The organism is Neorhizobium sp. USDA 3394 (assembly GCF_056280385.1).
In genome coordinates this window covers 4180998-4206737 of the sequence record NZ_JBWCDU010000001.1, presented here as the reverse complement: position 1 = coordinate 4206737, position 25740 = coordinate 4180998, and the positions used below count along the sequence as shown (strand labels likewise).

Annotated in this window: 29 protein-coding genes; 12 read left to right on the top strand and 17 right to left on the bottom strand. The window is 61.6% G+C overall.

What is annotated here, in order from left to right; translation table 11 throughout:
• Positions 1 to 136 precede the first annotated feature (136 nt).
• Together ACZ9EJ_RS20590 and ACZ9EJ_RS20585 are read left to right on the top strand one after the other, a co-directional pair.
• Entirely contained in the window at positions 137 to 427 is a 291-nt protein-coding gene (locus ACZ9EJ_RS20590; RefSeq protein WP_037081547.1) for a YggT family protein, read from the top strand.
• Positions 424 to 738, top strand: coding sequence for a DUF167 domain-containing protein (locus ACZ9EJ_RS20585; RefSeq protein WP_046640134.1), 315 nt, complete (start codon positions 424 to 426; stop codon positions 736 to 738). Before ACZ9EJ_RS20590 ends, ACZ9EJ_RS20585 begins: the two co-directional genes overlap by 4 nt.
• Before the next feature lie 4 nt (positions 739 to 742).
• Here ACZ9EJ_RS20585 and ppa read toward each other — a convergent pair whose 3' ends face one another.
• The 4 genes from ppa to ACZ9EJ_RS20565 all read right to left on the bottom strand — a co-directional run bounded on the left by ppa (position 743) and on the right by ACZ9EJ_RS20565 (position 6399).
• Positions 743 to 1276 (bottom strand): inorganic diphosphatase, encoded by a 534-nt coding sequence (ppa, locus tag ACZ9EJ_RS20580; protein ID WP_046605240.1) that lies wholly within the window; start codon positions 1274 to 1276, stop codon positions 743 to 745.
• Between the two features lie 147 nt (positions 1277 to 1423).
• Positions 1424 to 1930 (bottom strand): GNAT family N-acetyltransferase, encoded by a 507-nt coding sequence (locus ACZ9EJ_RS20575; protein WP_037081530.1) that lies wholly within the window; start codon positions 1928 to 1930, stop codon positions 1424 to 1426.
• A gap of 203 nt (positions 1931 to 2133) precedes the next feature.
• Positions 2134 to 3957: a translational GTPase TypA gene (gene typA / locus ACZ9EJ_RS20570; protein WP_046631976.1), complete on the bottom strand. Its 1824-nt coding sequence runs from the start codon at positions 3955 to 3957 to the stop codon at positions 2134 to 2136.
• 351 nt (positions 3958 to 4308) lie between these two features.
• Positions 4309 to 6399, bottom strand: a complete 2091-nt coding sequence (locus ACZ9EJ_RS20565) for a M3 family metallopeptidase (protein ID WP_046640209.1) — start codon at positions 6397 to 6399, stop codon at positions 4309 to 4311.
• A 191-nt stretch (positions 6400 to 6590) separates the two neighbouring features.
• On the opposite strand from ACZ9EJ_RS20565, the gene ACZ9EJ_RS20560 reads away from it, so the two are divergent.
• The gene (locus ACZ9EJ_RS20560; protein WP_046640135.1) at positions 6591 to 7013 is read left to right on the top strand and encodes a hypothetical protein; all 423 of its coding nucleotides are present in this window, start codon (positions 6591 to 6593) and stop codon (positions 7011 to 7013) included.
• A gap of 27 nt (positions 7014 to 7040) precedes the next feature.
• Here the strand turns inward: ACZ9EJ_RS20560 and ACZ9EJ_RS20555 are convergent, their stop codons facing one another.
• On the bottom strand, positions 7041 to 7682 hold the full coding sequence (locus ACZ9EJ_RS20555; RefSeq protein WP_046640136.1) for a LysE family translocator: 642 nt from the start codon (positions 7680 to 7682) through the stop codon (positions 7041 to 7043).
• A gap of 154 nt (positions 7683 to 7836) precedes the next feature.
• Here ACZ9EJ_RS20555 and ACZ9EJ_RS20550 point away from each other — a divergent pair, with 154 nt between their 5' ends.
• On the top strand, positions 7837 to 8301 hold the full coding sequence (locus ACZ9EJ_RS20550; protein ID WP_046631974.1) for a MarR family winged helix-turn-helix transcriptional regulator: 465 nt from the start codon (positions 7837 to 7839) through the stop codon (positions 8299 to 8301).
• 22 nt (positions 8302 to 8323) lie between these two features.
• The gene (locus tag ACZ9EJ_RS20545; protein ID WP_046640137.1) at positions 8324 to 9499 is read left to right on the top strand and encodes a multidrug effflux MFS transporter; all 1176 of its coding nucleotides are present in this window, start codon (positions 8324 to 8326) and stop codon (positions 9497 to 9499) included.
• 58 nt (positions 9500 to 9557) lie between these two features.
• Here the strand turns inward: ACZ9EJ_RS20545 and ACZ9EJ_RS20540 are convergent, their stop codons facing one another.
• The 3 genes from ACZ9EJ_RS20540 to ACZ9EJ_RS20530 form a co-directional block, all read right to left on the bottom strand.
• Positions 9558 to 10781: an argininosuccinate synthase gene (locus ACZ9EJ_RS20540; protein WP_046640138.1), complete on the bottom strand. Its 1224-nt coding sequence runs from the start codon at positions 10779 to 10781 to the stop codon at positions 9558 to 9560.
• 112 nt (positions 10782 to 10893) lie between these two features.
• On the bottom strand, positions 10894 to 11184 hold the full coding sequence (locus tag ACZ9EJ_RS20535; RefSeq protein WP_046640139.1) for a type II toxin-antitoxin system RelE/ParE family toxin: 291 nt from the start codon (positions 11182 to 11184) through the stop codon (positions 10894 to 10896).
• Positions 11181 to 11429: a type II toxin-antitoxin system ParD family antitoxin gene (locus ACZ9EJ_RS20530; RefSeq protein WP_046640140.1), complete on the bottom strand. Its 249-nt coding sequence runs from the start codon at positions 11427 to 11429 to the stop codon at positions 11181 to 11183. The genes ACZ9EJ_RS20535 and ACZ9EJ_RS20530 overlap by 4 nt, the downstream gene beginning before the upstream one ends.
• Positions 11430 to 11530: 101 nt before the next feature.
• Between ACZ9EJ_RS20530 and ACZ9EJ_RS20525 the strand changes: the two genes are divergently transcribed.
• Complete coding sequence (locus tag ACZ9EJ_RS20525) at positions 11531 to 12388, top strand: SDR family NAD(P)-dependent oxidoreductase (RefSeq protein ID WP_046640141.1); 858 nt, start codon at positions 11531 to 11533, stop codon at positions 12386 to 12388.
• A gap of 72 nt (positions 12389 to 12460) precedes the next feature.
• Positions 12461 to 13102: a LysE family translocator gene (locus ACZ9EJ_RS20520; RefSeq protein ID WP_007765809.1), complete on the top strand. Its 642-nt coding sequence runs from the start codon at positions 12461 to 12463 to the stop codon at positions 13100 to 13102.
• Between the two features lie 31 nt (positions 13103 to 13133).
• Here the strand turns inward: ACZ9EJ_RS20520 and rlmN are convergent, their stop codons facing one another.
• Positions 13134 to 14372: a dual-specificity RNA methyltransferase RlmN gene (gene rlmN / locus ACZ9EJ_RS20515; protein ID WP_037081505.1), complete on the bottom strand. Its 1239-nt coding sequence runs from the start codon at positions 14370 to 14372 to the stop codon at positions 13134 to 13136.
• Positions 14373 to 14594: 222 nt separating this feature from the next.
• Positions 14595 to 15161, bottom strand: a complete 567-nt coding sequence (locus tag ACZ9EJ_RS20510) for an invasion associated locus B family protein (protein ID WP_037081837.1) — start codon at positions 15159 to 15161, stop codon at positions 14595 to 14597.
• Positions 15162 to 15490: 329 nt separating this feature from the next.
• Between ACZ9EJ_RS20510 and ACZ9EJ_RS20505 the strand changes: the two genes are divergently transcribed.
• Positions 15491 to 16054, top strand: coding sequence for a sigma-70 family RNA polymerase sigma factor (locus tag ACZ9EJ_RS20505; protein WP_046631868.1), 564 nt, complete (start codon positions 15491 to 15493; stop codon positions 16052 to 16054).
• A gap of 12 nt (positions 16055 to 16066) precedes the next feature.
• Here ACZ9EJ_RS20505 and ACZ9EJ_RS20500 read toward each other — a convergent pair whose 3' ends face one another.
• The 4 genes from ACZ9EJ_RS20500 to ACZ9EJ_RS20485 form a co-directional block, all read right to left on the bottom strand.
• Positions 16067 to 16465, bottom strand: coding sequence for a YkvA family protein (locus ACZ9EJ_RS20500; RefSeq protein WP_046631866.1), 399 nt, complete (start codon positions 16463 to 16465; stop codon positions 16067 to 16069).
• A gap of 56 nt (positions 16466 to 16521) precedes the next feature.
• A complete protein-coding gene (locus tag ACZ9EJ_RS20495; RefSeq protein ID WP_046631864.1) occupies positions 16522 to 16824 on the bottom strand; it encodes a 4a-hydroxytetrahydrobiopterin dehydratase in 303 nt (100 codons plus the stop codon).
• A 37-nt stretch (positions 16825 to 16861) separates the two neighbouring features.
• Entirely contained in the window at positions 16862 to 17452 is a 591-nt protein-coding gene (gene thpR / locus ACZ9EJ_RS20490; protein WP_046631862.1) for an RNA 2',3'-cyclic phosphodiesterase, read from the bottom strand.
• A gap of 66 nt (positions 17453 to 17518) precedes the next feature.
• Positions 17519 to 18169: an arylesterase gene (locus ACZ9EJ_RS20485; protein WP_046640142.1), complete on the bottom strand. Its 651-nt coding sequence runs from the start codon at positions 18167 to 18169 to the stop codon at positions 17519 to 17521.
• Positions 18170 to 18245: 76 nt separating this feature from the next.
• Here ACZ9EJ_RS20485 and ACZ9EJ_RS20480 point away from each other — a divergent pair, with 76 nt between their 5' ends.
• From ACZ9EJ_RS20480 to ACZ9EJ_RS20465, 4 genes are all read left to right on the top strand, one after another.
• Positions 18246 to 18959 carry an ABC transporter ATP-binding protein gene (locus ACZ9EJ_RS20480; protein WP_046631858.1) on the top strand — a complete coding sequence of 238 codons (714 nt, stop codon included), beginning with the start codon at positions 18246 to 18248 and terminating at the stop codon, positions 18957 to 18959.
• Positions 18956 to 21499: an ABC transporter permease gene (locus ACZ9EJ_RS20475; protein WP_046640143.1), complete on the top strand. Its 2544-nt coding sequence runs from the start codon at positions 18956 to 18958 to the stop codon at positions 21497 to 21499. The genes ACZ9EJ_RS20480 and ACZ9EJ_RS20475 overlap by 4 nt, the downstream gene beginning before the upstream one ends.
• A gap of 233 nt (positions 21500 to 21732) precedes the next feature.
• A complete protein-coding gene (locus ACZ9EJ_RS20470) occupies positions 21733 to 22515 on the top strand; it encodes a Bax inhibitor-1/YccA family protein (RefSeq protein WP_046631854.1) in 783 nt (260 codons plus the stop codon).
• Between the two features lie 109 nt (positions 22516 to 22624).
• Complete coding sequence (locus tag ACZ9EJ_RS20465; protein WP_046640144.1) at positions 22625 to 23182, top strand: GNAT family N-acetyltransferase; 558 nt, start codon at positions 22625 to 22627, stop codon at positions 23180 to 23182.
• A gap of 9 nt (positions 23183 to 23191) precedes the next feature.
• On the opposite strand, the gene ACZ9EJ_RS20460 is transcribed toward ACZ9EJ_RS20465, so the two are convergent.
• From ACZ9EJ_RS20460 to ACZ9EJ_RS20450, 3 genes are all read right to left on the bottom strand, one after another.
• Positions 23192 to 23581, bottom strand: a complete 390-nt coding sequence (locus tag ACZ9EJ_RS20460) for a DUF2794 domain-containing protein (RefSeq protein ID WP_046631850.1) — start codon at positions 23579 to 23581, stop codon at positions 23192 to 23194.
• Between the two features lie 292 nt (positions 23582 to 23873).
• On the bottom strand, positions 23874 to 24623 hold the full coding sequence (locus tag ACZ9EJ_RS20455; protein WP_046631848.1) for a DUF1223 domain-containing protein: 750 nt from the start codon (positions 24621 to 24623) through the stop codon (positions 23874 to 23876).
• Positions 24624 to 24818: 195 nt separating this feature from the next.
• Positions 24819 to 25556, bottom strand: a complete 738-nt coding sequence (locus ACZ9EJ_RS20450) for a sulfite exporter TauE/SafE family protein (protein ID WP_251089817.1) — start codon at positions 25554 to 25556, stop codon at positions 24819 to 24821.
• Positions 25557 to 25740: the final 184 nt, after the last annotated feature.

The window sequence follows — 25740 nt, the reverse complement described above, 5'->3', positions numbered from 1 at the left end:
AATACTTTCAGCGGAGCCGGAAGCCGGCAGCGCGCCTGTCGCCCGTTAAACATGAATCGGATGAGGCGCGGGCACGGCACTTGCCCGTTAGTTCGCCAATGTCTACATGTCTGTCAACAAAGAAATGGAGACGTTAATGCTCGCCCTGTTTCAGACCATCGATTTGGCCTTGAACCTCTATACCTGGGTGCTGATTGCCAGCGCCATCTTCTCGTGGCTCTATGCCTTCAACGTCATCAATTCGCGAAACCAGTTCGTCGACGCGATCGGCCGTTTCCTGTTCGCCGTCACCGAACCGGCGCTGCGTCCCATCCGTCGCATCATGCCGGACCTCGGCGGCATCGATATCTCGCCCGTCATCCTGCTCCTGATCATCTTCTTCATTCGCTCGCTGATGTGGACGTCGATCTATCCGCTGGTTGCGTGAGCGGCGCCTACAGCAAGCATTCCGACCATCTGCGGCTCGCAATCCGGCTGACCCCGAATTCGGGCCGCAATGCTGTCGAGGGCATTGAGACCGCCGCCGATGGCGAGGTGTTCCTGAAGGCACGCGTCACCGCCGTACCGGAGGACGGCAAGGCCAACAAGGCGCTGATCCTGCTGCTGGCCGATACGTTCCGTCTCCCCAAATCCTCCATTTCGATCCTGTCGGGCGAAACCGCGCGTAAAAAAATCCTCCGGATCGAGGGCGACCCGGAGGATTTGGAACAGAAATTCAAAAAGGCCCTGAAAGCCTGACGGCTTACTTGCTCGCCTTGTAGCGCTCGATGGCTTCGACGATCAGCGTCTTTGCCACGTCGACATTCTGCCAGCCGCCGATCTTCACCCATTTGCCGGGCTCCAGATCCTTGTAGTGCTCGAAGAAGTGCTCGATCTGCTTCAGCGTGATCTCGGGCATGTCGGTGTAGTTCTTGATCTTGTCGTAGCGCTGGGTCAGCTTCGGAACCGGCACGGCGATGATCTTCTCGTCCTTGCCGCCGTCGTCTTCCATGATCATCACGCCGATCGGGCGCACGTTGATGACGCAGCCCGGAACGAGCGGACGGGTGTTGCAGATGAGGACGTCGATCGGGTCGCCGTCTTCCGAAAGCGTGTGCGGTACGAAGCCGTAATTGCCCGGATAGGTCATCGGCGTGTAGAGGAAGCGGTCGACGACGAGAGCGCCGGCTTCCTTGTCCATTTCGTACTTGATCGGCTGGCCGCCGACCGGCACTTCAACGATGACGTTGACGTCTTCAGGCGGATTCTTGCCAACGGAAATTGCATCGATACGCATTCTGGTCCCCGATGAGGTTCGACAAAGTTAAGCGTCGATAGCGGGAATCATGCTGCAAGGCAACAAGCCTTTAAGACCAATGTTGAACCGCACTGCGTGCCGCAACATTAGAAACCGTTCAGATTCAGGGCGTTGAAGGTTGACCGTTCAGGACCAGACGAAACCGATCTTGCGAAGCTGCGTGCCGCCGAAATCCTCCATGCCTTCGGCAAGGTCCACGCCACCGTGCCGGCGGAAGAAACGCGCCGCATGCTCGCTGTCCTCCAGGCACCAGACGACGAGACCTTCGCAGCCGAGCGACTTCAGGAGCCGGCGGCTTTCCCCGAACAGGCGGCGGCCAAGGCCGATGCCCTGAAATTCAGGACGCAGATAGATCTCGTAGACCTCGCCGTCATAAGGCAGGGCACGGGCGCGATTGAGACCTATCGTGGCGTAACCGGCGACCTGGTCGGCGACATCGAGCACCAGCAGCGTAGCCGGGCCACGGGTCGCCTTGCGCCACCAGGCCTCGCCCCGGCGCTCCAGCATCTGGGTCAGCGGCTTGTGGGGAATGAGGCCTGCATAGGCCTGGGTCCATGCCTGGCGGTGCGCCTCGGAAATGGCGCGAGCGTCTTGCGGTTCGGCCCGCCGGACATCGATCGATAACGTTTTCATAACGTTTACTCTAGGCCCTGATGCGGACAATCCGCCATTCCACCAATGTGGGTACAGCGGATTGCCCACAGACTTCTCATGTGGACGACGAGGCAACGTTAACGTGTTTTTAACCTTTGCGACAAGACCGGGCGGGTCTCAGGCACAGAAAAAAACCCGGCATTTCTGCCGGGTTTTGAAAGGCTCGGAGCATGCTGCCGAAATCAGGCGATTTTCGCCTTGCCGAAGCGCTTGCGGTCGTTGGCATCGAGATACATCTTGCGCAGCCGGATGTTCTTCGGCGTCACTTCCATCAGCTCGTCGTCCTGGATCCAGGACAGCGCGCGGTCGAGCGTCATGCGGATCGGCGGGGTCAGCCTGACGGCTTCGTCCTTGCCGGCAGAACGGATGTTGGTCAGCTGCTTGCCCTTGAGGACATTGACCTCAAGGTCGTTGTCTCGGCTGTGAATGCCGATGATCATGCCCATATAGACCTTTTCGCCCGGCTCGATGATCATCGGGCCGCGGTCTTCCAGGTTGAACATCGCATAGGCAACGGCTTCGCCGGCCTGGTTGGACAGAAGCACGCCGTTGGTGCGGCCGCCGATTTCACCCTTGTAGGGCTGATAGTCGTGGAACAGGCGGTTCATGATCGCCGTGCCGCGGGTATCGGTCAGAAGTTCAGACTGGTAGCCGATCAGGCCGCGGGTCGGCGCGAAGAATACCAGACGGACGCGGCTGCCGCCGGACGGACGCAGCTCGGCCATTTCGGCCTTGCGCTCGGACATCTTCTGCACGACGACGCCCGAATGTTCTTCGTCGACGTCGATGACGACTTCCTCGATCGGCTCCATCAGCGTGCCGTCCTCGGACTTGTGCATGACGACGCGCGGACGCGACACGGCAAGCTCGAAGCCCTCGCGGCGCATGGTTTCGATGAGAACCGCGAGCTGCAATTCGCCGCGGCCGGACACGTAGAACGAATCCTTGCCGTCCGATTCCTCGATCTTCAGCGCGACATTGCCTTCGGCTTCCTTGAACAGGCGGTCGCGGATGACGCGGCTCGTGACCTTGTCGCCTTCGGTGCCGGCCAGGGGCGAGTCGTTGACGAGGAAGGACATGGTGACCGTCGGCGGGTCGATCGGCTGCGCATGCAGCGCTTCGGTGACGGACGGGTCGCAGAACGTGTCGGCGACGGTGCCCTTGGAGAGGCCGGCGATCGCCACGATATCGCCCGCATGCGCTTCGTCGATCGGCGTACGCTCGATGCCGCGGAAGGCGAGGATCTTGGAGATACGGCCGGTTTCGACGGTCTTGCCGTCCTGGGAGAGAACCTTGACGGCCTGGTTCGGCTTGATCGAGCCGGAATGGATACGGCCGGTGATGATGCGGCCGAGGAAGGGGTTGGCTTCCAGCAGCGTGCCGATCATGCGGAACGCGCCGTCTTCGTCACCGACGCTCGGCTCGGGAACGTGCTGCAGCACCAGGTCGAGAAGCGGGGCGAGACCCTGATCCTTCGGACCTTCCGGATTGACGTTCATCCAGCCATCGCGACCGGAACCGTAAAGGATCGGGAAATCGAGCTGTTCGTCGGTGGCGTCGAGATTGGCGAACAGGTCGAAGACTTCGTTGATGACTTCTTCGTGGCGGCCGTCCGGGCGGTCGATCTTGTTGATCGCGACGATCGGGCGGAGGCCGACCTTCAGCGCCTTGCCGACCACGAACTTGGTCTGCGGCATCGGGCCTTCGGAAGCGTCAACGAGAACGATCGCGCCGTCCACCATCGACAGGATACGCTCGACTTCACCGCCGAAGTCGGCGTGGCCGGGCGTATCGACGATGTTGATGCGAACACCCTTCCACTCGATCGACGTCGCCTTGGCAAGAATGGTGATGCCACGCTCTTTTTCGAGATCGTTGCTGTCCATCATGCGCTCGACGGTGCGCTGGTTCTCACGGAACGAGCCGGACTGCTTCAGGAGTTCGTCGACAAGAGTGGTCTTCCCATGGTCGACGTGTGCGATGATCGCGATATTTCGCATTTTCATGTTTTGAATCTCTGAGCTCTTGGCGCGGCAACGGGAGGCGGCACCCAATTCGTTTTGCGGCCTCATACCCTGTTTTTCGCATTTGCGAAAGGGGTGAGCGCGATGATGGTTGACAGCAGTTTCGCCACCAGCCCGCTGCGCCTCAAAAGGGGGCCAAGAGGAGCGGCAGGAGGGTGGTCGCCACGATTGCAATGACGGCCATGGCCACGCCGAGCCAGATCGACCCCTGCGAGACTGCCGCCAGATCGATGTTGCGATCTGGCGCTACGGTTTTACGACCGCCGCATGACAGGCCGATGATTGGCAAATCTGCGGCCCTGCCTATCCCGGAAGGTCGGGATCGCGACGCGCTCAGGCGTCGCTGCCGGAAAGCTCCTCGACCATCGCGAGGCCCTTTTTCTTCAACATTGCCTTCGGGTCGGGCAGCTTTCCGCGGAAGGCCTTGTAGGCCTCTTCCGGATCGATCGAGCCCCCGACGGAATAGATGTTGTTCTTGAGCTTGCGGGCCGTGACCGGATCGAAGGCGTTGCCGGTTTCCTCGAAGGCGGAGAAGGCGTCTGCATCGAGCACTTCCGACCACATGTAGGAATAGTAGCCCGCCGAATAGCCGTCACCCGAAAACACGTGCTGGAAATGCGGAGTCGCGTGGCGCATGACGATCGAGGCCGGCATGCCGATCTCGTCGAGCACTTCCCTCTGCACCGCCATCGGATCTTCGACCGCTCCCCGGGTGTGGAACGCCATGTCCACCAGGGCCGAGGAGGTGAATTCCACCGTTGCGAAACCGGCGTTGAAGGTGCGGGCCGCCAGCACCTTGTCGAGCAGCGCCTTCGGCATCGGCTTGCCGGTTTCGAAATGCACGGCATATTTTTCGAGGATTTCCGGCACCGTCAGCCAATGTTCGTAAAGCTGCGACGGCAGCTCGACGAAATCGCGCGAGACGCCGGTGCCGGAGACCGACGGATAGGTGACATCCGACAGCATGCCGTGCAGCGCGTGGCCGAATTCGTGGAACAGGGTGCGGGCATCGTCGATCGACAGCAAGGCCGGCTTGCCTTCGGCGGGCTTGGCGAAATTGCAGACGTTGTAGATGATCGGCAGCTCGCCTGTCGCGCCGTTCTTCAGCGGCAGCTTGTGCTGCGACTGGAGCGAGTTCATCCAGGCGCCGGAGCGCTTCGAGGACCGGGCGAAATAGTCGCCGAGGAACAGCGCCTTCAGAGAACCGTCCCTGTCGCGGATCTCGAAGACCCGTACATCCGGATGGTAGGCCGAAACACCCTTCACCTCGACCGCCTTGATGCCGAACAGGCGTTCGGCGACATCGAAGCAGGCCTCGATGATCTTCTCCAGCTGCAGATAGGGCTTCAGCTCGGTTTCGGAGAAATCGAAGGTCCGCTGCCGCAGCTTCTCGGCATAATAACGCCAGTCCCACGGCATGACTTCGTGGTTCTTGCCCTCCTCGGCGATCAGGCCGCCAAGGCTCGCCTCTTCCTCCAGCGCCTTGGAGCGCGCCTTGTCCCAGACCTGACGGAGCAGCGTATTCACCGCATCGGACGTCTTCGCCATCGTGTTGTCGAGCTTGTAGGCCGCGAAATTTTCGTATCCGAGCAGTTTTGCCTTTTCCGCCCGCAGCGCCAGCGTCTCGCGCACGATGCCGAGATTGTCGGTCTCGCCGCCGTTCTGTCCGCGCGCCGCCCAGGCCCTGAACGCCTGTTCGCGCAGGTCCCGGCGGGTCGAGAAGGTGAGGAACGGCTCGATGATCGAGCGCGACAGGGTCACCATATAGCCATCCGCCTCGCCGCGTTCGCGGGCCGCGGATGCCATGGCATCACGCAGGAACGCCGGCAGGCCACCGAGTTCGGCCTCGTCGGACAATTTCAGCGACCAGCTCTTCTCGTCGCCCAGCACGTTCTGGCCGAACCTGGCACCAAGCCCGGCAAGCTTCTCGTTGATATCGGCAAGCCGCTCCTGCTCTGCCTTGGCAAGCTTTGCGCCGGCCTTGACGAAACCCTTCCAGTGACGTTCCAGCACCCGCTCTTCCTCGAGCGTCAGGCCCAGTTCCTTGCGGTTGTCCCAGAGCGTGTCGATGCGGGCAAACAGAGCCGCATTCATGCCGATCTTCGAATAATGGCGGGACATTTTTGGCGCGATCTCGCGCTCAAGTGCCTGGATATTCTCGTTGGTATGGGCGCCGGCCTTGCCCCAGAACAGCGCCGAAACGCGCGATAGGGCATCGCCTGCGATCTCCAGGGCAACGACCGTGTTGGTAAAGGTCGGCTCTTCCGGGTTGTTGGCGATCGCATCGATCTCCGTTTCATGGTCGGCAAGCGCCGCGTCGAAGCCGGGAGCGAAGTCCTCGTCCTTCACCTGATCGAAGCGCGGCAGGCCGTGATGACCGTTCCAGTCCACCAGGGCAGAATTCACCAGAAGATTAGAAGACATGAATATATATTCCTTCGTAACGATGCTTCGCCAATCATATAGGAGAAGGCGGCGGGAATGGGTATGCGCCCATCCATTTTCGCTTTTCAGCAAGAAATCATACACAATAATTAACGGTTATTAACCATTTGACGCAGTGCAGTAATCAAAGGTACTTTTGGCCCAGTATCCGATGAAAACAGGATATAGCCATGGAAATCAGTTCCTTGCGCTGGTCTGCCAACTTACTGCAAAGGGACCATTCTCGAAACAACAAGGTCGAGAAATCCTCTGAGCATGGAAGTCGGCAGAGCCAGATCACCTTTCAGGTGCCCGACGCGGATGAATCGCCGATTGATTTTTCGGCGATAACCCCGCGCGATCTGCGCGCGCTCGCGCTTGAAAACTATCAGGCCGGCAGGATCGACCAGGACACATACATAACGCTGTCCGAAGAACTTCCAACACACGCCATCGATGCACAGGGACAGTTGATGGACCTGTCGCAAGTCACCGACGAAACCGGCTTCAATTTCCACGACTATTACCGCAACCAGCTTGAAATCGCCATGTCGCTCGGCGATACGCCCCGCGCCAACGTCCTTCGCGCGGTCATGGCTTTCATCGAAGTCTGATCGGCCAGGGTTAGCCGTATCCTGCCTTCAGGCCCGCCGGTAGCCAAACAGGCCCGGTGCCGAGTGCCACAGCGCCTGCACCGCAAAACCGATGAACAGCAGGCCGGAAAGCCGGACGATCACCCTCTCGTGTTTCCGATAGAAACGCCGCACCACGCCGGCGCCGATAATTCCGATCAGCACCAGGTCGGCCGTCAGGAACCCGATCAGCGACACGGCGAGAAGAAGCGGCAGTTCGCCGAAATCCAGTGCATCGGCTGAACTTGCGAGCAGCGCGGTGAACGTCGCCAGCGCCACCGGATATCCCTTGGGGTTCGTCAGGCCGAAGATCAACCCGCGCCGGAGCGGTTTTTCGACCGTCACCAGCGCGCCGCCATCCTCCTTCGGCTTCGCCCGCAATGCGCTCCAGCCGATCCAGCCGAGATACAGGCCGCAGAAAATCCCGAGTATGTCGAAGAGGGTGGTGCCGACCGTCTTTGCGCCGATGATCGCCACCAGCGCCAGCCCGGACCACAGGATATCCCCCGCCAGATGCCCGCCCATGAAGAAGGCCCCGGCCTGCCTTCCCTGTCCGGCACCGATGCCGAGCAGCGCCAGGAATGCCGGCCCGGGAATGAGCGTATAGGCAAGCGCCGCGAAAAAGGTGCCGGCAAGCAGCGATGATGACATGATGGTCTCCGTCGGAAGGCTGCGACAATCTCGCCTTCGGTTTTACCCGTGTCAATGCAACCAGAGTCCCCCTTTTTCCGTTTGCCTCGCACCCGAAAGATAGTAAGGGTGCCTTACGAAATTCGAGGATGAGGCGAAGGGTGCTGAAAAGCATATGGACATTCTGGGTTTCCTGATCGTCGACAGCGCCCGGCTGCTGCGCGCCGCCTTCGAGCGCCGCATCGCCCAGGCAGGCCTGGGATTGACGCCCGGGGAAGCCCGCGCCCTGATCAACATCGCGGCTCTCGACGGCAGCCGCCAGCTCGACATCGCCGCCCGCATGGGCGTCGAGCCGATGACGCTCTGCGCCTATCTCGACAAGCTGGAGGCACTCGGACTTGTCGAAAGGCAGCAATGCTCCGCTGACCGGCGCGCCAAGCGGGTCAACCTCACGGCGACTTCCAGCGAGATGATCGGTTCGATCCGCAACGAATTGAACGCCATCCTCGGTCAGGCGACCGAGGGCCTCAGCGAGGAAAACAACCGGATCCTGCGCGAGGCGCTGGCGCTGTTCAACGCCAATCTGCAGGCCGCTGTCCCTTCCGCCGCACTGCAGACTGTAGCTGATGAAAGCAGATAACATGCCGCCTGTCCCCGCTCGGATGAGCGAGCGCCGAACCACGGTCATCGGTGCCCTCCTGACGGCGATCGGCCCCATTTCCATGGCGATCTACACGCCGGCGATGCCGGAACTGGTGCGTGCATTCGACACCACGGAAGCGGCGATCAAGATGTCGCTGTCGCTCTATTTCGCGGGCTTTGCGCTGGCGCAGCTGGTCGCCGGTCCCGTCTCCGATGCCTTCGGCCGCAAGACCGCCTCGCTGAGCTTCCTGATCATCTATCTCGCCGGCTCGCTGATCTCGGTCGTCGCCCCGACGGTCGAGTGGATCCTAGTCGGCCGCCTGATCCAGGGCATCGGCGCCTCGGTCGGAATCACCGTGTCGCGCGCCATCGTCCGCGACCAGTTCACCGGCGCCAAAGCCGCCGGCATCATGAACACGATGGGCATCATCCTGGCGATCGGCCCGGCCGCCGGCCCGACCATCGGCGGCCTGGCGCTCGCCGCCTTCGGCTGGACATCGATCTTCTTCCTGATGGTCGGTTTCGGGGCGATCCTCGTTTTCCTGTCCATCGTCTTCCTCAAGGAAACCACGGTGCCGGACAGGAGCCGGCTGCAGCCGGCGCGCCTCCTCCAGGCCTATGCGGAAATCGTCGTCCTGCCGCGTTTTCTATGCACCTCGCTCATCCTCGGCGGCAGCGTCGGCGCCCTTTACGCGCAGGCGGCGGTGCTGCCCTTCATCCTGATCGACGAGGTCGGCCTGACCCCGACCGAATACGGAATGGGCATGCTGATGCAGTCCGGTTTTTTCCTGATCGGCTCTGTCAGCCTGCGGCTGATATCGAAATGGCTGCCCGGGGCGAAAGCCCCCGCTGTCGGCCTCGTCTTCAGCGGCGGCGGCGGCATCATCATGGCGCTTTCGATCTATTTGCTGCCACCCTCCTTCCTGTCGATCATGGGGCCGGTGGCGATCTGCACCTTCGGCACCGCCTTCGTGACGCCCTACATCATCACCGCCGGCCTTGCCCCCTTCCCGCATATCGCCGGCTCGGCCTCCGCCCTGATGGGCTTTATCCAGATGGGTGCGGGTTTCGTCGGCGGCGTCGCGGCGGCCTCGATCGGCCTGCCGCTGCACGCCTTCGGCACCGTCATTCCGACCATGCATATCCTTGCCGTCCTGGGCTTCTTCGGCTTCCTCGCCACCAGCCGTAGGGCATGAAAAAAGCCCGCCTCCCTTGTCGGGCAGGCGGGCTTCGATAATCAGTTAGTCCTCGGAATTACTTGCCGAGATTGCGCTTGGCGAGCGTGCGCAGGCGCAGCGCATTGAGCTTGATGAAGCCCGCCGCATCCTTCTGGTCATAGGCGCCCTGGTCGTCCTCGAAGGTGACCAGCTTGTCGGAATAGAGCGACTTTTCACTCTCGCGGCCGATGACCATGACATTGCCCTTGTAGAGCTTCAGCGTCACTTCGCCTTCCACATGCTCCTGGCTCTTGTCGATCAGTGCCTGCAGCATTTCGCGTTCCGGCGAGAACCAGAAGCCGTAATAGATGAGCTCCGCGTAGCGCGGCATGATGTCATCCTTGAGATGCGCAGCACCGCGGTCGAGCGTGATGCTCTCGATCGCGCGGTGGGCGGCCAGCAGGATCGTACCGCCGGGGGTCTCGTAGACGCCGCGCGACTTCATGCCGACATAACGGTTCTCGACAAGGTCGAGACGGCCGATGCCGTTGTCGCGGCCGTAATTGTTGAGTGCCACAAGCAGGGTTGCCGGAGACATGGCGACGCCGTTGATGGAAACCGCATCACCCTTCTTGAAGCCAACCTTGATGATCGTCGCCTTGTCGGGCGCCGCTTCCGGCGAGATCGTGCGCATGTGCACGTATTCGGGAGCCTCGATGGCCGGGTCTTCGAGAACCTTGCCCTCGGAAGAGGAGTGCAGAAGGTTGGCGTCGACCGAGAACGGCGCCTCACCCATCTTGTCCTTGGCGACCGGGATCTGGTTTTCCTCGGCGAACTTCAAAAGATCGGTGCGGCTCTTGAAGGCCCAGTCGCGCCACGGCGCGATGACCTTGATATCCGGGTTCAGCGCATAGGCCGAAAGCTCGAAGCGAACCTGGTCGTTGCCCTTGCCGGTGGCGCCATGGGCGATCGCATCGGCGCCGGTCTTTTTGGCGATGTCGATCAGGTGCTTGGAGATCAGCGGGCGGGCGATCGAGGTGCCGAGCAGGTAGACGCCTTCGTAGACGGCGTTGGCGCGGAACATCGGGAAGACAAAATCGCGCACGAATTCCTCGCGCACGTCCTCGATATAGATCTCCTTGATGCCGAGCATCTCGGCCTTCTTGCGGGCCGGCTCCAGTTCCTCGCCCTGGCCGAGATCGGCGGTGAAGGTCACCACCTCGGCACCGAGTTCGGTCTGCAGCCATTTCAGGATGATCGAGGTGTCGAGACCGCCGGAATAGGCGAGAACGACCTTCTTTACGTCTTTCGGGAGTGCCATGTCGATTTACGTCCGTCTGCGGGTGGTGGCGACCTTGATAGGCCGTCGTGTCGGGAATGCGGCACTTTTAGCGAGTTTCCGAAGGCACGCAAGAAAAACCGGGTGAAGCCGGTCAGAGATGGCGAGCGATATTCATCCGCTGATGAAGAACGCGGACGATGGAAATTGTCTTGGACGTTTCCCGATAGACGATGAAGTGAGATTCGTATGCAAGCGCCAGATATCCGCGCTTGATCCCATCGATCTTCCGTCCGCTTCTCTCGCCCAGCGAGAGCCCTTTGCAAAAATCCCTTATCCCAAACGTATATTCTTCGGCCTGACTGTAGCCCCAGGTCTCGTCAGTATAGTCGTAGATATGGTCGATATCCGCAGCAGCCCTCGGCGCGAAGATCAGAGTTTTCATCGTTCGGCGCGTGCGGCTCGTTTCTTTTCGATGAATTCGTCGAAATCGAAAGGCTGCGGCTCACCGGAAGCCTCGCCTTCTTCGATCGCCGAGCGGATCGCTTCGATACCGTCTTCGCTGTCCCGCAGCAAGCGCAGGGCCGCCTCCACGACCTCGCTTGCCGAACTGTAATTGCCGCCGTTCACCTGTCTGTCGATGAAAGCCGTCAGTTCCTCATCCACCGTAATCGACGTCATCTTGCCCATCAGGCTCTCCGGTGTGACCTGTCTGTCATGTTGACACTATCTGATGAGGGTACCATATCCCGCCCGACCTTTGAACAGCAGCGTCATAGAGGAATCTTGCCATGACCATCACTCATCCCGCTCTGAAGAAGGATAATGTCGCCGTGATTACCGGTGCCGCATCCGGCATCGGTCTCGCCGCCGCAAAGGAATTTGCCCGGATGGGCCTTTCCGTCGTCCTCGCCGACCTGGAGGGCGACCGGCTTGCCGAAGCAGCCCGCGAGGTCGTGGCCCTTGCAGAGGATGGTGAAGCCGATGTCGCCGCGATTGGCACGGACGTGTCGAAGCCGGACGAGATCGAGGCGCTGGAACGCGCCGTCATCCAGCGCTTCGGCCGGGTGCATGTGCTGATGAACAATGCCGGCATCAGCCCCGGCAGCTCGATATTCGGTCCGCAGGTCAACTGGGACAGCGTTTTCGCCGTCAATCTTCTGGGTGTCATCAACGGCACGCGGACGTTCGGGCCGGCGATGATCGCCCATGGCGAACCGTCGCTGATCATCAATACCGGCTCCAAGCAGGGCATCACCACCCCGCCCGGCAATCCCGCCTACAATGTCGCCAAGGCTGGCGTGAAGGCGTTCACCGAAGCGCTGCAGCACGAGCTGCGCAACACGCCGAACTGCCAGGTCTCCGCCCATCTCCTCATCCCCGGCTTCGTCTTCACGGGCCTGACCAAGGGTGACCGCATCGAAAAGCCCGCAGGCGCCTGGACCTCGGAACAGACGGTCGAATTCATGCTGACCAGCCTGGAGCGTGGCGATTTCTATATCCTGTGCCCCGACAACGACGTGGACCGGGCAACCGACGAGCGCCGCATGCTGTGGGCGATCAGCGACATCATCGAGAACCGTCCGCCGCTGTCGCGCTGGCACCCGGATTTCGCCGATGCATCAAAGGAATTCATCAACGGCCGTTGATAGATTGATTTGTGACGGCTTCGAAAGCCGGGTAAACGGAGAAATCCATTATCCGGCTATTCGAGTGCGCCCATGGAATTCCTGCCGAGCCTTGCCACCCTGCTTGCCTTCACCGCCGCCGGCCTGCTTCTGGCCCTGACGCCGGGGCCCGACATGACGCTGTCGATCAGCCGCGCGCTCGGCCAAGGCCGACGCCCGGCGCTGTTCGTGGTGCTCGGCACCAGCCTCGGCGTCGTCTGCCACACGCTGCTCGTCGCCTTCGGCATCTCGGCTCTGATCACCGCTTCGCCGACCGCCTTCTTCATCCTGAAGACCGGCGGCGCCGCCTATCTCCTGTGGCTGGCGATCCAGGCGATCCGCTTCGGTTCGAATTTTTCGGTGGAGCAGGTGGAAAAGACCGCCAGCAGCCCGCTCGCCAACATCTCGACGGGCTTCTGGGTCAACATCCTCAATCCGAAGGTCATCATCTTCTTCATGACCTTCCTGCCGCAGTTCGTGACCGCCGGCGATCCGCACGTCACCGGCAAGCTGATCTTTTTCGGCTTCTATTTCATCGTCATCGGCATGCCGGTGAACCTGATCGTCGTTCTTGCCGCCGACTGGCTTTCGGGGTGGCTGCAGGCCAACCCGAAGGTCCTGCGCGGCATCGACTACACTTTCGCCGGCGTCTTCTCGATCTTCGCCGCCAAGATCTTCTTCACCCAGGCGCGCTGACAGAAAGGCCGGCAAAGCCGGCCTGGTCTCATCAATCGTCCTCGCCGTGCCCGGCGATCATCATCGCCTCGAAGGCGAGGCGATCGGTCTTGCGCATCCGTTCCGATTCTGACTTCAGCTGCCCGCAGGCGGCGAGGATGTCGCGGCCGCGGGGGGTGCGGATCGGCGAGGCGTAGCCCGCCTGGTTGATGAAATCGGCGAATTTCTCGATCTGCGCCCATTCCGAACACTGGTAGTTGGTGCCCGGCCACGGGTTGAACGGGATCAGGTTGATCTTCGCCGGAACGCCCTTCAGGAGCTGGATCAGCGCCTTGGCGTCTTCCAGGCTGTCGTTGACGTCCTTCAGCATCACATATTCGAAGGTGATGCGCCGCGCGTTCGAAAGCCCCGGATAGTTGCGGCAGGCCTCGATCAGCTCCTTCAGCGGATATTTCTTGTTGATCGGCACCAGCATGTCGCGCAGGTCGTCGCGCACCGCATGCAGCGAGATCGCCAGCATCACGCCGATTTCGTCACCGGTCCGGTAGATTTCCGGCACGACGCCGGAGGTCGAGAGCGTGACGCGGCGCTTCGACAGCGACAGCCCGTCGCCGTCGGTGGCGATCAGCAGCGCCGTCTTGACGCTCTCGAAATTGTAGAGCGGCTCGCCCATGCCCATCATGACGATATTGGTGACCTTGCGGTCGCCGGTCGGCACGAAGGCGCCGGGCGGCGTATCGGTACCCGGAAAATCGCCGAGCCGGTCGCGCGCCAAGAGCAGCTGGGCGAGAATTTCTTCCGCCGTCAGGTTGCGCACCAGCCGCTGCGTTCCCGTATGACAGAACGAACAGGTGAGCGAACAGCCGACCTGGCTCGATATGCAGAGCGTGCCGCGGCCTTCTTCCGGAATGTAGACGGTCTCGACCTCGACGGGACGGCCGGCGCCGCGCGGCGGGAAGCGCAGGAGCCATTTGCGGGTGCCGTCGTTGGAAACCTGTTCCTCGACGATCTCCGGCCGCGCGATGGTGAAATGCGCCTTCAGCATCTCGCGCATGTCCTTGGCGACATTGGTCATCGCGTCGAAATCGGAGACACCGCGGATATAGAGCCAGTGCCAGAGCTGGCTGACGCGCATGCGCACCTGCTTTTCCGATACGCCCTTTTCCTTCAGCGCTGCCGCCATGTCCTCGCGCGTCAGCCCGATCAGCGACGGCTTGGTGCCGAAGAGATCCGGATTGGCGACGAGCGGCTTCTTGATGGCGACCGGCGCCAGAGCCTCTGAGACTGACATTTCTTCTATCCCGTTCGAACACATGCAGCTTTCCCACGTTCGACCAGCGGGAAAGTCAGGGCATGTTGAATGCGTGAAACCTGTATCGGCCCATCGGGCACATGTGCCGGACCTTCGTTGAGGCGGGCTTTATCATCAAATAGCCGCCGCGTCACTATTCTTCAGGAAATGCAAAAGGCCGGTCACGGGACCGGCCTTCCAACTCTTGCTGCGCGAGGACGCTTACTTGCAGGTTTCGATCTGCTTCAGCGCTGCTGCAATGCCCTGCAGCGAATAGGCATAGGAGGTCTTGGTGCCACGGCCGGAAACGGCGCTGACGCTCATATTCTGGCCCGTCTTCATCGCAGCGACCAGCGCCGGCTCTTCGGCCGCGTTCTCGACCCAGGCCGCCTTGTCCTTGGTGAACATCGTGAAGTTCTTCTTGTCGATCGTCACCGTCACCTTGGAATTCGGCTGCAGCACGTATCCCACCATCGCCTGCGGCTCGTAGGAAATGTTCTGGCCGGGCCGCTGCGAGACGATGAAGAAGATATCGCCGTGATCGACGCTCGCCGGTTCCTTGGTAGTCGGCACCGAAAGCACGTAGCAGACGTTGCTGGCGCCCGACTTGTAGGAATAGGCGCCCCATGCCTTGAACTGCTGGATGCGCGTGGGACCTGCGGCCGCTGCTGCTGGTGCCTGGGCCTGTTGCGGCTTGGCCGGGGCAGTGGCCTTCGGCGCCTGAGCCGATGCGAGGCCGGCGCTTGCGGCCAAGATTGCCAATGCGGTTGCGATTGTTCTTACAGACATGGTCTCCTGCCGGTTTTGTTCGTTCAACGGCCCGAGCGGGCAAGCCTTGCCAGGCATGATCCTGATTCGGCGCATTTTGACTTGATCCTGGTTACCAAACCGTCAACCAGACCATTAGAATTTGCTGAATCTCCTGCCCTTGCCCATCGATGGCTAGGAATAGCACTCGCCGCTATGCCTCCAAAGACCCAACCAGCAGAATTTCCATGCGTTTAATCAATCAGTGACACAAGGATTGGGGCAAGAGTTTGTCCTTTTCCTAACTCTCACAATGACATTAGAATGGTCGAATATGATGCGAATCTCATCGGAAACTGTGCGCAGCGTAAATGGATTTAGACGAAAGAGACCACTTCGCCGGCTTGGTAAGGGCAGTGGCCGATGAGCGCGATCAGGCAGCCTTTGCCGTGCTGTTCGATTATTATGGGCCGCGTTTGAAATCCTGGCTGGTAAAACGGTCGATGCGACCCGACGATGCAGAGGAACTCGTCCAGGAGGTGATGGCCGTTCTCTGGCACCGCGCCGGCCTCTACGATCCAGCCCGATCCTCCTTGTCCACCTGGCTTTTCCGGATCGCCCGCAACCGCCGCATCGACGCGGAACGCCGGGAGAGGCACAAGCAGATGGACATCTACGAACCCCTGTTCTTCGTCACCGAGACGCCGGGCGCAGATACGATCTTCGAAGGCGAGGAACGCGATGCCCAGGTGCGCGCTGCCCTTGCCGATATCCCCGGCGAACAGATGGAACTGGTGCGGGCGGCCTTCTTCCTCGGCCAGTCCCATTCGGAAATCGCCTCCGCGACAGGTCTTCCGCTCGGCACGGTGAAGTCGCGAATCCGGCTCGCATTCGAGCGCTTGCGACGAGTTCTCGACGATCCTTCGGAGGGATAGCGCCCCTTGAGACTATTTGCCGCGGACGCCGTCGGCGATGTCCGGATTGTCCGAAAGCGCCAGATCGGCTGCCTCGTAGTGCCGGTCGGCGATATGGCCCTGGATCATCCGGAAGGCGGCGGCGAGCACCGCGACATCGTCGGTGAAGCCGACGAGGACGAACATGTCCGGCAGGAAATCGATCGGCATGATGAAATAGGCGAGCGCCGCCAGCAGCACGCCCCGCACCCGCGTCGGAGTCCGCCGGTCGATCGCGCAATAATAGGCGGCGATCAGGTCGCGGCTGAACGGTACCTGCCGCACGGCCCGCTTCAGGGTCGGCCAGAATTTGGCGCGAACCTGCCGCTCGCGGCGGTCTTGCGTATCCTCGTCACCCGGCAGCAGAATTTCGCCGATCTTCACGTCGTCCATGGTCGCTCCGTTCGCTCAACGTGTGCCCGTCCAATATGGGCTCTGGACCATGAAGTTCAATTGCGGCGCGAGGATGCCTTATCCATTGCCCGGGCAAGCTTGAAGTCGATGTCGGTCAGCCCCTTGGTCGCGTGGGTGGTCAGCAGCACGTCGACCCGCGAATAGACGTTCGACCATTCCGGGTGGTGGTTGAGCTTCTCGGCGGACAGCGCGCATTCGGCCATGAAACCGAAGGCCTCGATGAAGGTCTTGAACTTGAAGCTCTTGAAGATCGCATCGCCTTCCGGCTTCAGATCCCATCCGTCAAGCGTCGCGAACTCGCGCTCGACGCCCGCGGTATCCAGCTTTTCGTAGTTCATCGTCCCACCTTCCTTCGGGCTAAAGGGCGGCTTCGGCTTAGAGGAGACTTTTCGCCGGCTCCATGTCGCCGGCATAGGCAGCGCCGTAGCTCGTTTCCTGCAGCGGGAAGATTTCCTCCGTCAGATAAGGCCCGCCGCCGACCGATTCCTTCGACGACAGCAGCACGAAACGCGGCACCGTGAAGGGCGCCGTATAGAAGTTGCCGCGGCCGGAAAGGTAGTGGACCACGTCGTCCAGCCGGCAATTCTTGAGACGCGCCAGCGTCACATGCGGCGTGAACTTGCGGGGATCCGGCGGCAGGCCGATGCGCTGGCAGATCCGCTCGATCTCCGCCTGCAGCGCGTAGATTTCCGGCGAGGGTGAAACGCCGGCCCAGATGGAATGCGGTTTCTTCGATCCGAAGGAGCCGATCCCGGTCAGCGTCGCCTGGAATTCCGGCCGGTCGATGCGGTCGAGACGGTCGACGATCTCGTCCGCCGTGCGGCCGTCCACGTCGCCGATGAAGCGTAGCGTGATGTGATAGTTCTCCACGTCGATCCACCGGGCACCGGGGATCCCTCCGCGCAGGAGAGACAGGCTCATCGCTACATTGCGCGGAATTTCGAGGGCGGTGAAAAGTCTCGGCATAGGGACCTCCTCGAATCTTTGGCAGATGCTAACAGCGAATCATGCAACGAGGTTCCGCGCAAGCTGTTATTTTCCCGTATCCTTAATAGCCCCCAGGAAGCTTTTGACAGGTTCGATGGTCTTTTCGACCATCACGGCGACCCCCTTGGCGTTCGGATGCATGCCGTCCGAGAGCTGCAGGTTGGAGAACGTCGTGACCCCATCCAGAAAAAACGGATAGAGCGGCACCGCGTATTTGTCGGCCAGCCGCTTGTAGATCGGGTTGAACTTTTCGGCGTAATTCCCGCCCATGTTCGGGGGTGCCAGGATGCCGATCAGGAAGACCGGGATCTTCCGTTCCTTCAGCCGCGCCAGGATCGCATCGAGATTTTTTTCCGACTGGTCGGGAGAGATGCCGCGCAGCGCGTCGTTGGCACCGAGTTCGAGGATCACGCCGTCCGTGCCGTCGGGCACCGACCAGTCGATGCGGGACAGGCCCCCGGCTGTCGTATCCCCGGAAACGCCGGCATTGGCGACCACGACATTCTGCCCCGCGGCTTTCAACGCCGCCTCGAGCTGTGCAGTATAGGACTCGGAAGGAGCAAGCTGGTAGCCCGCCATCAGGCTGTCGCCGAAACCGACGAGCTGGATTGCCTTGTCCTGCGCGGCAGCCGGCAACGCAGCCAGTGCCAATGCGGACATGACAATGAAGTGAAGCAGGCTTGCTTTAAAACTCACGATCCGTCTCCTAGATTGTGCGCTACCGCAACGCGGTGTTCGGGTTACGCTTCACGCCTATATAGGACGGTTCGATTTGACTAAAACCATCATCACGCTGAAGAAGGCCGATCTGACCCTGGGCAGCGCGGCAGCCTCGGTGCATGTGCTGAAGCAGATCGACCTCGAAATCCGCGCAGGCGAGGCCGTCGGCATCGTCGGGCCTTCGGGCTCCGGCAAGTCGACGCTTCTGATGGTCCTGGCCGGGCTGGAACGCCTCGACAGCGGCGAGATCGTCATCAACGGCGCCCCCCTTCACGCGCTTTCCGAAGACCGGCTCGCCGATTTCCGCGGCCGTAATATCGGTATCGTCTTCCAGTCCTTCCACCTGATCGCCAACATGACGGCGCTCGAAAACGTCGCCGTTCCGCTCGAACTCGCCAACGTCAGGGACGCTTTCGAGATCGCCAAACGAGAACTCACCGCCGTCGGACTCGGCGAGCGCCTCAGCCACTATCCCGGCCAGCTTTCCGGCGGCGAGCAGCAGCGCGTCGCGATCGCCCGCGCCCTTGCCCCTTCGCCCTCCGTGCTGATCGCCGACGAACCGACCGGCAATCTCGACACCGAGACAGGCCGGCAGATCGCCGACCTCTTGTTTTCGAAACAGGCCGAGCGCGGCATGACCATGCTGCTCGTCACCCATGACAACGCGCTTGCCGCCCGCTGCTCGCGCCAGATCCGCGTCCGCTCCGGCGAGATCGTCGGCGACAGCGCCACCGCCCATCATCCGGTCCAGGCGGTCTCCGCATGAGGCAGGCCTTTCCGCGCCTCTCGATTTCCTTCCGCCTGGCGCTGCGCGAAATGCGCGGCGGGCTTGCCGGCTTCTACATCTTCCTCGCCTGCATCGCGCTCGGCACCGGGGCGATTGCGGCCGTCAACTCGGTATCGCGCGCCATCACCGGCGCCATCGCTTCGCAGGGCCAGGAAATCCTTGCCGGCGACATCCGTTTCGAACTGAACAACCGCGAAGCCACCGACCAGGAACGCGCGTTCCTCACCAGCCTCGGCAAGGTCTCCTTGTCCACCAGCCTGCGCTCCATGGCCCGCAAGCCTGACGGTACCGAGCAGGCGCTGGTCGAGGTCAAGGCGGTGGACGACGCCTATCCGCTCTACGGCAGTTTAGGCGCCGAACCTTCCGCGCCGCTGCCCGACCTTATTGGCAGGCAGGGAGAGACATTTGGCGCGCTGGCGGCACCGCTTCTGCTGGAACGCCTCGGCCTCAAGGACGGCGACCAGCTTCTGCTCGGCAATGCCCGACTGACTTTGCGTGGCACGATCACCGCCGAGCCCGACGCGCTTTCCGACGGTTTCGGTTTTGCGCCGCGCCTGATCGTCAGCCGCGAGGCACTCGCGGCCTCCGGCCTGATCACCACCGGCAGTCTCGTCGAACATGCCTACAAGGTGCGGCTCGATGATCCCTCGACCCGCTCGACGCTCGCCGCCCGCGCCAATCGCGAATTTCCGAGCGCCGGCTGGTCTGTGCGCACCAGCGACCGCGCGGCCCCTTCGCTCACCGAAAACGTCGATCGGTTCTCGCAATTCCTGACGCTGGTCGGCCTGACGGCATTGATCGTCGGCGGCGTCGGCGTCGCCAATGCCGTGCGCGCCTTCCTCGACGCCAAGCGCACCACGATCGCCACCTTCAAATGCCTCGGCGCGCCGGCCTCGGTGGTGACGATGATCTATCTCATCCAGATCATGCTGCTTGCGGTGATCGGCATCCTGATCGGCCTCGTCATCGGCGCCGTCTCGCCCTTCGTCGCGCTGCAATTCCTCGAAGGCGTGCTGCCGGTTCCGAAGGAAGTCACCTTCTACCCCTCGGCGCTCGCGCTCGCCGCATTGTTCGGCATCCTGATCACCTTCGCTTTCGCGGTCCTGCCGCTCGGCCATGCCCGCGAAGTGCCGGCGACCGCGCTTTTCCGCGAACAGAGCTTCGACAACACCCGCCTTCCCTCCTGGCCCTATCTTCTCGCGGCCGGTCTGGCGCTCGCCACCTTGGCGGCACTCGCGATCGTCTCTGCGGAAGAACGCTTCATCGCCTCCGTTTTCCTCGCCGCCGTCGCCGGAGCCTTTGTGCTTCTGCGCCTCGTGGCAGCGCTGATTGCCGCGCTTGCCAGAAGAAGTCCGCGGGTCAACTCGCCGGCGCTGCGGCTGGCGATCGGCAATATCCACCGGCCCGGCGCGCTGACGCCGTCGGTCGTGCTGTCGCTCGGCCTCGGCCTTGCCCTTCTCGTGACGCTCGCGCTGATCGACGGCAACATGCGTCGCCAGCTGACCGGCAGCATCGCCCAGCAGGCGCCGAACTTCTTCTTCGTCGACATCCAGGGATCGGAGCGCGACGGTTTCGTCAACATCCTGAAACAGCAGGCGCCGGAGGGTGCGATCACCCAGGTGCCGATGCTGCGCGGAAGAATCCTCGCCTTCAACGGCCAGGACGTGACCCAGATGAACGTGCCTCCCGCCGGCCGCTGGGTGCTGCGCGGCGACCGCGGCATCACCTACGAGGACAAGCTGCCATCCAATTCCGCGCTGACGGCGGGCGAATGGTGGAGCGCCGACTATACCGGCGAGCCGCTGGTCTCCTTCTCGGCGGAAGAGGCCGGCGAACTCGGCCTGAAGATCGGCGATACCGTCACCGTCAACGTGCTCGGCCGCAATATCACCGCCCGCATCGCCAATTTCCGAAAGGTCGAGTGGGAATCGCTCTCGATCAATTTCGTGATGGTCTTTTCGCCCAACACCTTCCGGGGCGCACCGCATGCCTGGCTCGCCACGCTCAGCGATCCTTCGGCCACCGCCCAGCAGGAAGCCTCGATCCTGCGCGCCGTCACCAACGCCTATCCGACTATAACCAGCGTTCGGGTCAAGGACGCGATCGATATCGTCGATCAGCTCGTCGGCCAGCTTGCGACCGCGATCCGGGCCGCAGCGGCCGTTGCATTGATCGCCTCCGTGCTGGTGCTTGCCGGCGCGCTCGCGGCGGGCAACCGCGCACGCACCCATGACGCCGTCATCCTGAAGACACTCGGCGGCACGCGCAGCATGCTGATGCGCGCGTTCAGCTACGAATACATGATCCTTGGAACGGCGACGGCGCTCTTCGCGCTTCTCGCCGGCGGCCTCTCCGCATGGTTCGTCGTCAGCCGCATCATGCGCCTCCAGTCGGTCTTCCTGCCCGACGTTGCGGTGCTGACGCTCGCCGTTTCTCTGGTTTTGACCGTTGGAATAGGCCTCGCCGGCACATGGCGCATATTAGGGCAGAAGGCCGCGCCGGTGCTGCGCGAGCTCTAATTCTCCCAGAGGTAGTATTTCTCGTTAACTCTCTGATCAAAATCCCGTCAGAACGTCCCATAGGTTGCTAAAGGGGCCCGACAGCTTGCGTTTTTCGCTTGTCGCACCTCTTGTATGTGAAGCGATCTCGCATCATATTTATGCGCAGGCTTGCTGGAGCTCCGCAGCGGCGCCTGGGTCCGTAAAAAGGGGGCCCGACACCGTGAATAATTCCGGAGCTTAAAGAGGAAACAATGGCTGACTTTAACAACTACCAGACCCGGGTGGCGCAGGGTCGCGCCCAGTCCGGCGCGATGATCGATGAAGGCCTGCGCGCCTACATGCTGAAGGTCTACAACCTGATGGCTGTCGGCTTGGCTATCACCGGTATCGCCGCCTATGGTATCTCGGCCCTCGCAACGACGACCGATGCAGCCGCAGCTGTCGCCCGGCTTCCGAACGGCATCCTGCTGACCAGCCTTGGCGCTGCGATCTACGGTTCGCCGCTTCGCTGGGTCGTGATGCTCGCGCCGCTCGCAGTGGTGTTCTTCCTGAGCTTCCGCGTTCATAAGATGAGCGTCGGCGCGGCACAGGCCACTTTCTGGGGCTACGCGGCCCTGATGGGCCTCTCGCTCTCGTCGATCTTCCTGATCTACACCTCGCAGAGCATCGTGCAGACGTTCTTCATCACGGCCGCCTCCTTCGGCGCCCTGTCGCTGTACGGCTACACGACGAAGAGAAGCCTGTCGGGCATGGGCTCGTTCCTGATCATGGGCCTGTTCGGCCTGATCATCGCCTCGATCGTCAACATCTTCCTGGCGTCTTCGGCCCTCGGCTTCGCGATCTCCGCGATCGGCGTGCTGATCTTCGCAGGCCTCACCGCCTACGATACGCAGAAGATCAAGGAAATGTACTTTGACGGCGACGACGTCGCGGTTGCTGGCCGCAAGGCCATCATGGGCGCTCTGACCCTCTACCTCGACTTCATCAATCTCTTCACGTTCCTCCTCCAGTTCCTGGGCAACCGGAACAACTAATTCGAGGAATGCGAACACGAAAAAGGCGGCCTCCGGGCCGCCTTTTTTATTGCCCGGCTTCGCGCCGCAGCATAGTCTTCGGCCATTCCTTTCAACGGCCTGAATCTCAATGACATTCCATCTCCGCGACGCCTCCCCCGCCGATCTTCCGACCATCACCGATATCTATCGCGACAGCGTGCTGAACGGCACCGCAAGCTATGAGCTCACCCCGCCGGACCAGGCGGAGATGACGGCTCGTTTCGAGGCGATCCGCGCCAAGGGTTACCCCTATATCGCAGCGGAACAGGAAGACGGCACGCTCCTCGGTTATGCCTATGCATCCGCCTTCCGGACCCGCCCGGCCTATCGCTGGCTGGTCGAGGATTCGATCTACCTGGCACCGGAAGCGCGCGGCAAGGGCGTCGGAAAGGCGCTGCTCAAGGAACTGGTGGTGCGCTGCGAAGCGCTGGGCTTCCGCCAGATGGTCGCCGTCATCGGCGGTGCAAGCCCCGCCTCCGTTGGCCTTCATCGTGGCCTCGGCTTCGAACTGACGGGCACCCTGAAGGGCACCGGCTTCAAGCACGGGAAGTGGCAAGATACGGTGCTGATGCAGGTCTCGCTCGGCGAGGGCAATGAAACCGATCCGGATCCTGGCGTCTATCCCGGCTCGCTGTTCACCGAATAGAACGCCGCCTCAGTCGATCAGTTTCAGCACCTTGTCGAACACCTTGAGCACCTGCGGCAGTTCATGGCCGCGTTTCATGATCATGCCATGGGTGTTCATCACGGAGTAGGCGCCCTGCTTGCCAGCGAGCTTCGGGTTCTTTTCGATTCGGAAGAGCGGGCTTTCGCCGGAGCGTTTGAAGACGGAGAACACGGCCCGGTCCTTGAGATGGTCGATCGCGTAGTCCTTCCACTCCCCCTCGCCGACCATTCGGCCGTAAATCCTTAAAATCGCATCGAGTTCGCGCCGGTGGAAGGTGACCGGTGCGGGATCGCGGTTCTGCCGATATTCACTGAGATCGACGACGACGGCTGCGTCCCGGGGTCTCTGGCTCCCGGGTAAATCCGGCTGATCTGTCATCAAGACTCCCAAATCGTCAAATGTCAGAGATGTGACAGTGTGCCCGAGAGGCCGTAAAAATCAACCCGGCAATTCGCCCGGAACGAACCGTCACGATTTTATTCTTGCCCCATTTCGAACAAAAGAGTGCCCGATTTCGAAGCGAGATTGGCATCGTTGGTTGGCGCCGTTTTCAGCGCCATATGGCCCGGTCTGGTGCATTGACCCTTACCCCCAGCCCCCCAATGTTATTGGATCGGGCCGCCAACAAGAGTTCACGCACAATCAGGCAAGCTAGGAACCGCACCCGCGGTCAGTATTTTTTGCGGCCTGCCATCAGCACGGTCGCGCCGAGAATTGCCGCAGGCTCGCCGCCCGGGCCGGATGTCTGCAGCAGGATCGCGCAGCCATCCTTCTTCGACTTGCCCATCAGCTTGCCCGGCAGGGTCAGCTTCATGCTCTGGCCGTTCCAGGTGCCGACCGACTGCACGTCGTAGACGGCGTGCCAATATTCCATCGTCTTGCCGCTGTTTTCACCCTTGGTGACATCCACCAGCTGGCGCTTTGTGAAATACGCGACGACGACGTCAGCCTGCCCCTTGCCGTCGCCGATCTCGATTTCGATTTCGTCGCCGCGCATCGCCGCGGTGACCGGGACGTCGAGCCCCTTGCCGGTTTGGCCGAGTGCCTTCACCTTGTCGTTGATGATCGTGAGGTCGGTGCCCTTGACATGATCTCGGCCGTTGATGACGGCCTGGGGAGTATAGACCCCGCTCCGGCCCAGCGTCTTGGCATAACCATATTGACGCTCGGTATTTTCCTTGGAACTCAGTGTGTCGGTCCAGCCGAGATAGTTCCAGTAATCGACATGGTAGGAAAGCACGACCATGTCTCCCTGCGCCACCAACTCACCCAGAGCGGCGTCGGCCGGCGGGCAGGAGGAGCAGCCCTGGGAGGTAAAGAGTTCGATCACGCCCTTCGGCGCCCTGACCTCTCCTGCAAATGCAGCGCCCGCATAGAACAGGCCCGCAACAAGGAGTACGGAGCGAAAACGAGAGGGCATGGGTGGCAGACCTTTTTATCAGGGCAACTGTTATCCACGATTGCTCGCGGCGATCAAGGGCCTAACGCACGGGATGGCGGAAAGTAACCACCAGCCCCCCTCAAGAGAAAGTCACGAAGGGGTGAAGACCGGATATTTGATCGGTTTCCGAATGCGTTTCCCTGGACATCAAACTTCGCGAAAAACGCGCCGAGGTCAAATCAGTTTGAGCAGGCCTTGAGTAAAATAAACGGCACCTACGCCGGTGACGATCCAACGCGTCCAGGCGCGGAAATTCTGGTCGGTCATCTTCTGCAGTATGTCGTTGCCGGCCCGCGCCCCGAGGATCGCGATCGGCGCCGCGACCAGCACCGCAATCCACTCGGCAGCCGGCAGGTCAGAGGCCGCATTCCAGTAGAACACCACCTTCGTTGCATGCGAGGCGACCTGTACCGCAGCCTTGGTGGCGATCACCTTGCGCCGGTCCATCGTCGTGCGGATGAAGAAAATGTCGATCGTCGGCCCCGACACGCCGACGCCGACCGTCAGCGCTCCGGCGATCAGCCCGCAGGCCAGTGCATGCAGCGGTTTCGAGGCATCGAGCCGCAGTTTCGAGACCGGCATCCAGACGAGGATCGGCATCAGCCCGATGGCGATCGACACGACGATGAGATCCGGCTGATAGTCGACGATCAGCAGGATGATGCTCGAGATGACGAGCCCGAGGCCCAGGATGCCGAGAATGCGGTAGTCGATATAGGCGCGCGAGAACCAGGCGCGCGACCCGTTCGAGACCGTCTGGATGACGCCGTGGATGGCGATCGCGGTACCGACGGGAAAGAGGAAAAGCAGCACCCAGAGCAGGATAAGCCCGCCCGCCATGCCGAAAATTCCCGAGAGCAGCGATGTCAGGAAAACGGTGACGGCCATTCCGATGAGGATGACGACGGTCAAGGGCAAGGGACCTTGGGTGTTTGGATAGTTGCCTGGCAAAATGAGCCGGCGTCGCGATTTGGTTGGGACAGAAGACACCACCCACCCTCATTCCTGTGCTTGTCACAGGAATCCAGTGACCCGATGTCTATCGGGTCGGAAGACTCTTTTCAGCCCAAAGACTTGGGCTGGCTGGATTCCTGTG

Excerpts from the sequence above, each read along its gene's own strand:
- typA (WP_046631976.1), bottom strand. The coding sequence starts at position 3,957 with ATGAAAATGCGAAATATCGCGATCATCGCACACGTCGACCATGGGAAG.
- ACZ9EJ_RS20550 (WP_046631974.1), top strand. The coding sequence starts at position 7,837 with ATGGACATTCTGGGTTTCCTGATCGTCGACAGCGCCCGGCTGCTGCGC.
- thpR (WP_046631862.1), bottom strand. The coding sequence starts at position 17,452 with ATGCCGAGACTTTTCACCGCCCTCGAAATTCCGCGCAATGTAGCGATG.
- ACZ9EJ_RS20470 (WP_046631854.1), top strand. The coding sequence starts at position 21,733 with ATGGCTGACTTTAACAACTACCAGACCCGGGTGGCGCAGGGTCGCGCC.
- ACZ9EJ_RS20520 (WP_007765809.1), top strand. The coding sequence starts at position 12,461 with ATGGAATTCCTGCCGAGCCTTGCCACCCTGCTTGCCTTCACCGCCGCC.
- ACZ9EJ_RS20525 (WP_046640141.1), top strand. The coding sequence starts at position 11,531 with ATGACCATCACTCATCCCGCTCTGAAGAAGGATAATGTCGCCGTGATT.
- ACZ9EJ_RS20495 (WP_046631864.1), bottom strand. The coding sequence starts at position 16,824 with ATGAACTACGAAAAGCTGGATACCGCGGGCGTCGAGCGCGAGTTCGCG.
- ACZ9EJ_RS20505 (WP_046631868.1), top strand. The coding sequence starts at position 15,491 with ATGGATTTAGACGAAAGAGACCACTTCGCCGGCTTGGTAAGGGCAGTG.
- ACZ9EJ_RS20540 (WP_046640138.1), bottom strand. The coding sequence starts at position 10,781 with ATGGCACTCCCGAAAGACGTAAAGAAGGTCGTTCTCGCCTATTCCGGC.
- ACZ9EJ_RS20500 (WP_046631866.1), bottom strand. The coding sequence starts at position 16,465 with ATGGACGACGTGAAGATCGGCGAAATTCTGCTGCCGGGTGACGAGGAT.
- ACZ9EJ_RS20565 (WP_046640209.1), bottom strand. The coding sequence starts at position 6,399 with ATGTCTTCTAATCTTCTGGTGAATTCTGCCCTGGTGGACTGGAACGGT.
- ACZ9EJ_RS20560 (WP_046640135.1), top strand. The coding sequence starts at position 6,591 with ATGGAAATCAGTTCCTTGCGCTGGTCTGCCAACTTACTGCAAAGGGAC.
- ACZ9EJ_RS20455 (WP_046631848.1), bottom strand. The coding sequence starts at position 24,623 with ATGCCCTCTCGTTTTCGCTCCGTACTCCTTGTTGCGGGCCTGTTCTAT.
- ACZ9EJ_RS20460 (WP_046631850.1), bottom strand. The coding sequence starts at position 23,581 with ATGACAGATCAGCCGGATTTACCCGGGAGCCAGAGACCCCGGGACGCA.
- ACZ9EJ_RS20475 (WP_046640143.1), top strand. The coding sequence starts at position 18,956 with ATGAGGCAGGCCTTTCCGCGCCTCTCGATTTCCTTCCGCCTGGCGCTG.
- ACZ9EJ_RS20530 (WP_046640140.1), bottom strand. The coding sequence starts at position 11,429 with ATGGGCAAGATGACGTCGATTACGGTGGATGAGGAACTGACGGCTTTC.
- ACZ9EJ_RS20590 (WP_037081547.1), top strand. The coding sequence starts at position 137 with ATGCTCGCCCTGTTTCAGACCATCGATTTGGCCTTGAACCTCTATACC.
- ACZ9EJ_RS20535 (WP_046640139.1), bottom strand. The coding sequence starts at position 11,184 with ATGAAAACTCTGATCTTCGCGCCGAGGGCTGCTGCGGATATCGACCAT.
- ACZ9EJ_RS20510 (WP_037081837.1), bottom strand. The coding sequence starts at position 15,161 with ATGTCTGTAAGAACAATCGCAACCGCATTGGCAATCTTGGCCGCAAGC.
- ACZ9EJ_RS20545 (WP_046640137.1), top strand. The coding sequence starts at position 8,324 with ATGAGCGAGCGCCGAACCACGGTCATCGGTGCCCTCCTGACGGCGATC.
- rlmN (WP_037081505.1), bottom strand. The coding sequence starts at position 14,372 with ATGTCAGTCTCAGAGGCTCTGGCGCCGGTCGCCATCAAGAAGCCGCTC.
- ACZ9EJ_RS20555 (WP_046640136.1), bottom strand. The coding sequence starts at position 7,682 with ATGTCATCATCGCTGCTTGCCGGCACCTTTTTCGCGGCGCTTGCCTAT.
- ACZ9EJ_RS20575 (WP_037081530.1), bottom strand. The coding sequence starts at position 1,930 with ATGAAAACGTTATCGATCGATGTCCGGCGGGCCGAACCGCAAGACGCT.
- ppa (WP_046605240.1), bottom strand. The coding sequence starts at position 1,276 with ATGCGTATCGATGCAATTTCCGTTGGCAAGAATCCGCCTGAAGACGTC.
- ACZ9EJ_RS20465 (WP_046640144.1), top strand. The coding sequence starts at position 22,625 with ATGACATTCCATCTCCGCGACGCCTCCCCCGCCGATCTTCCGACCATC.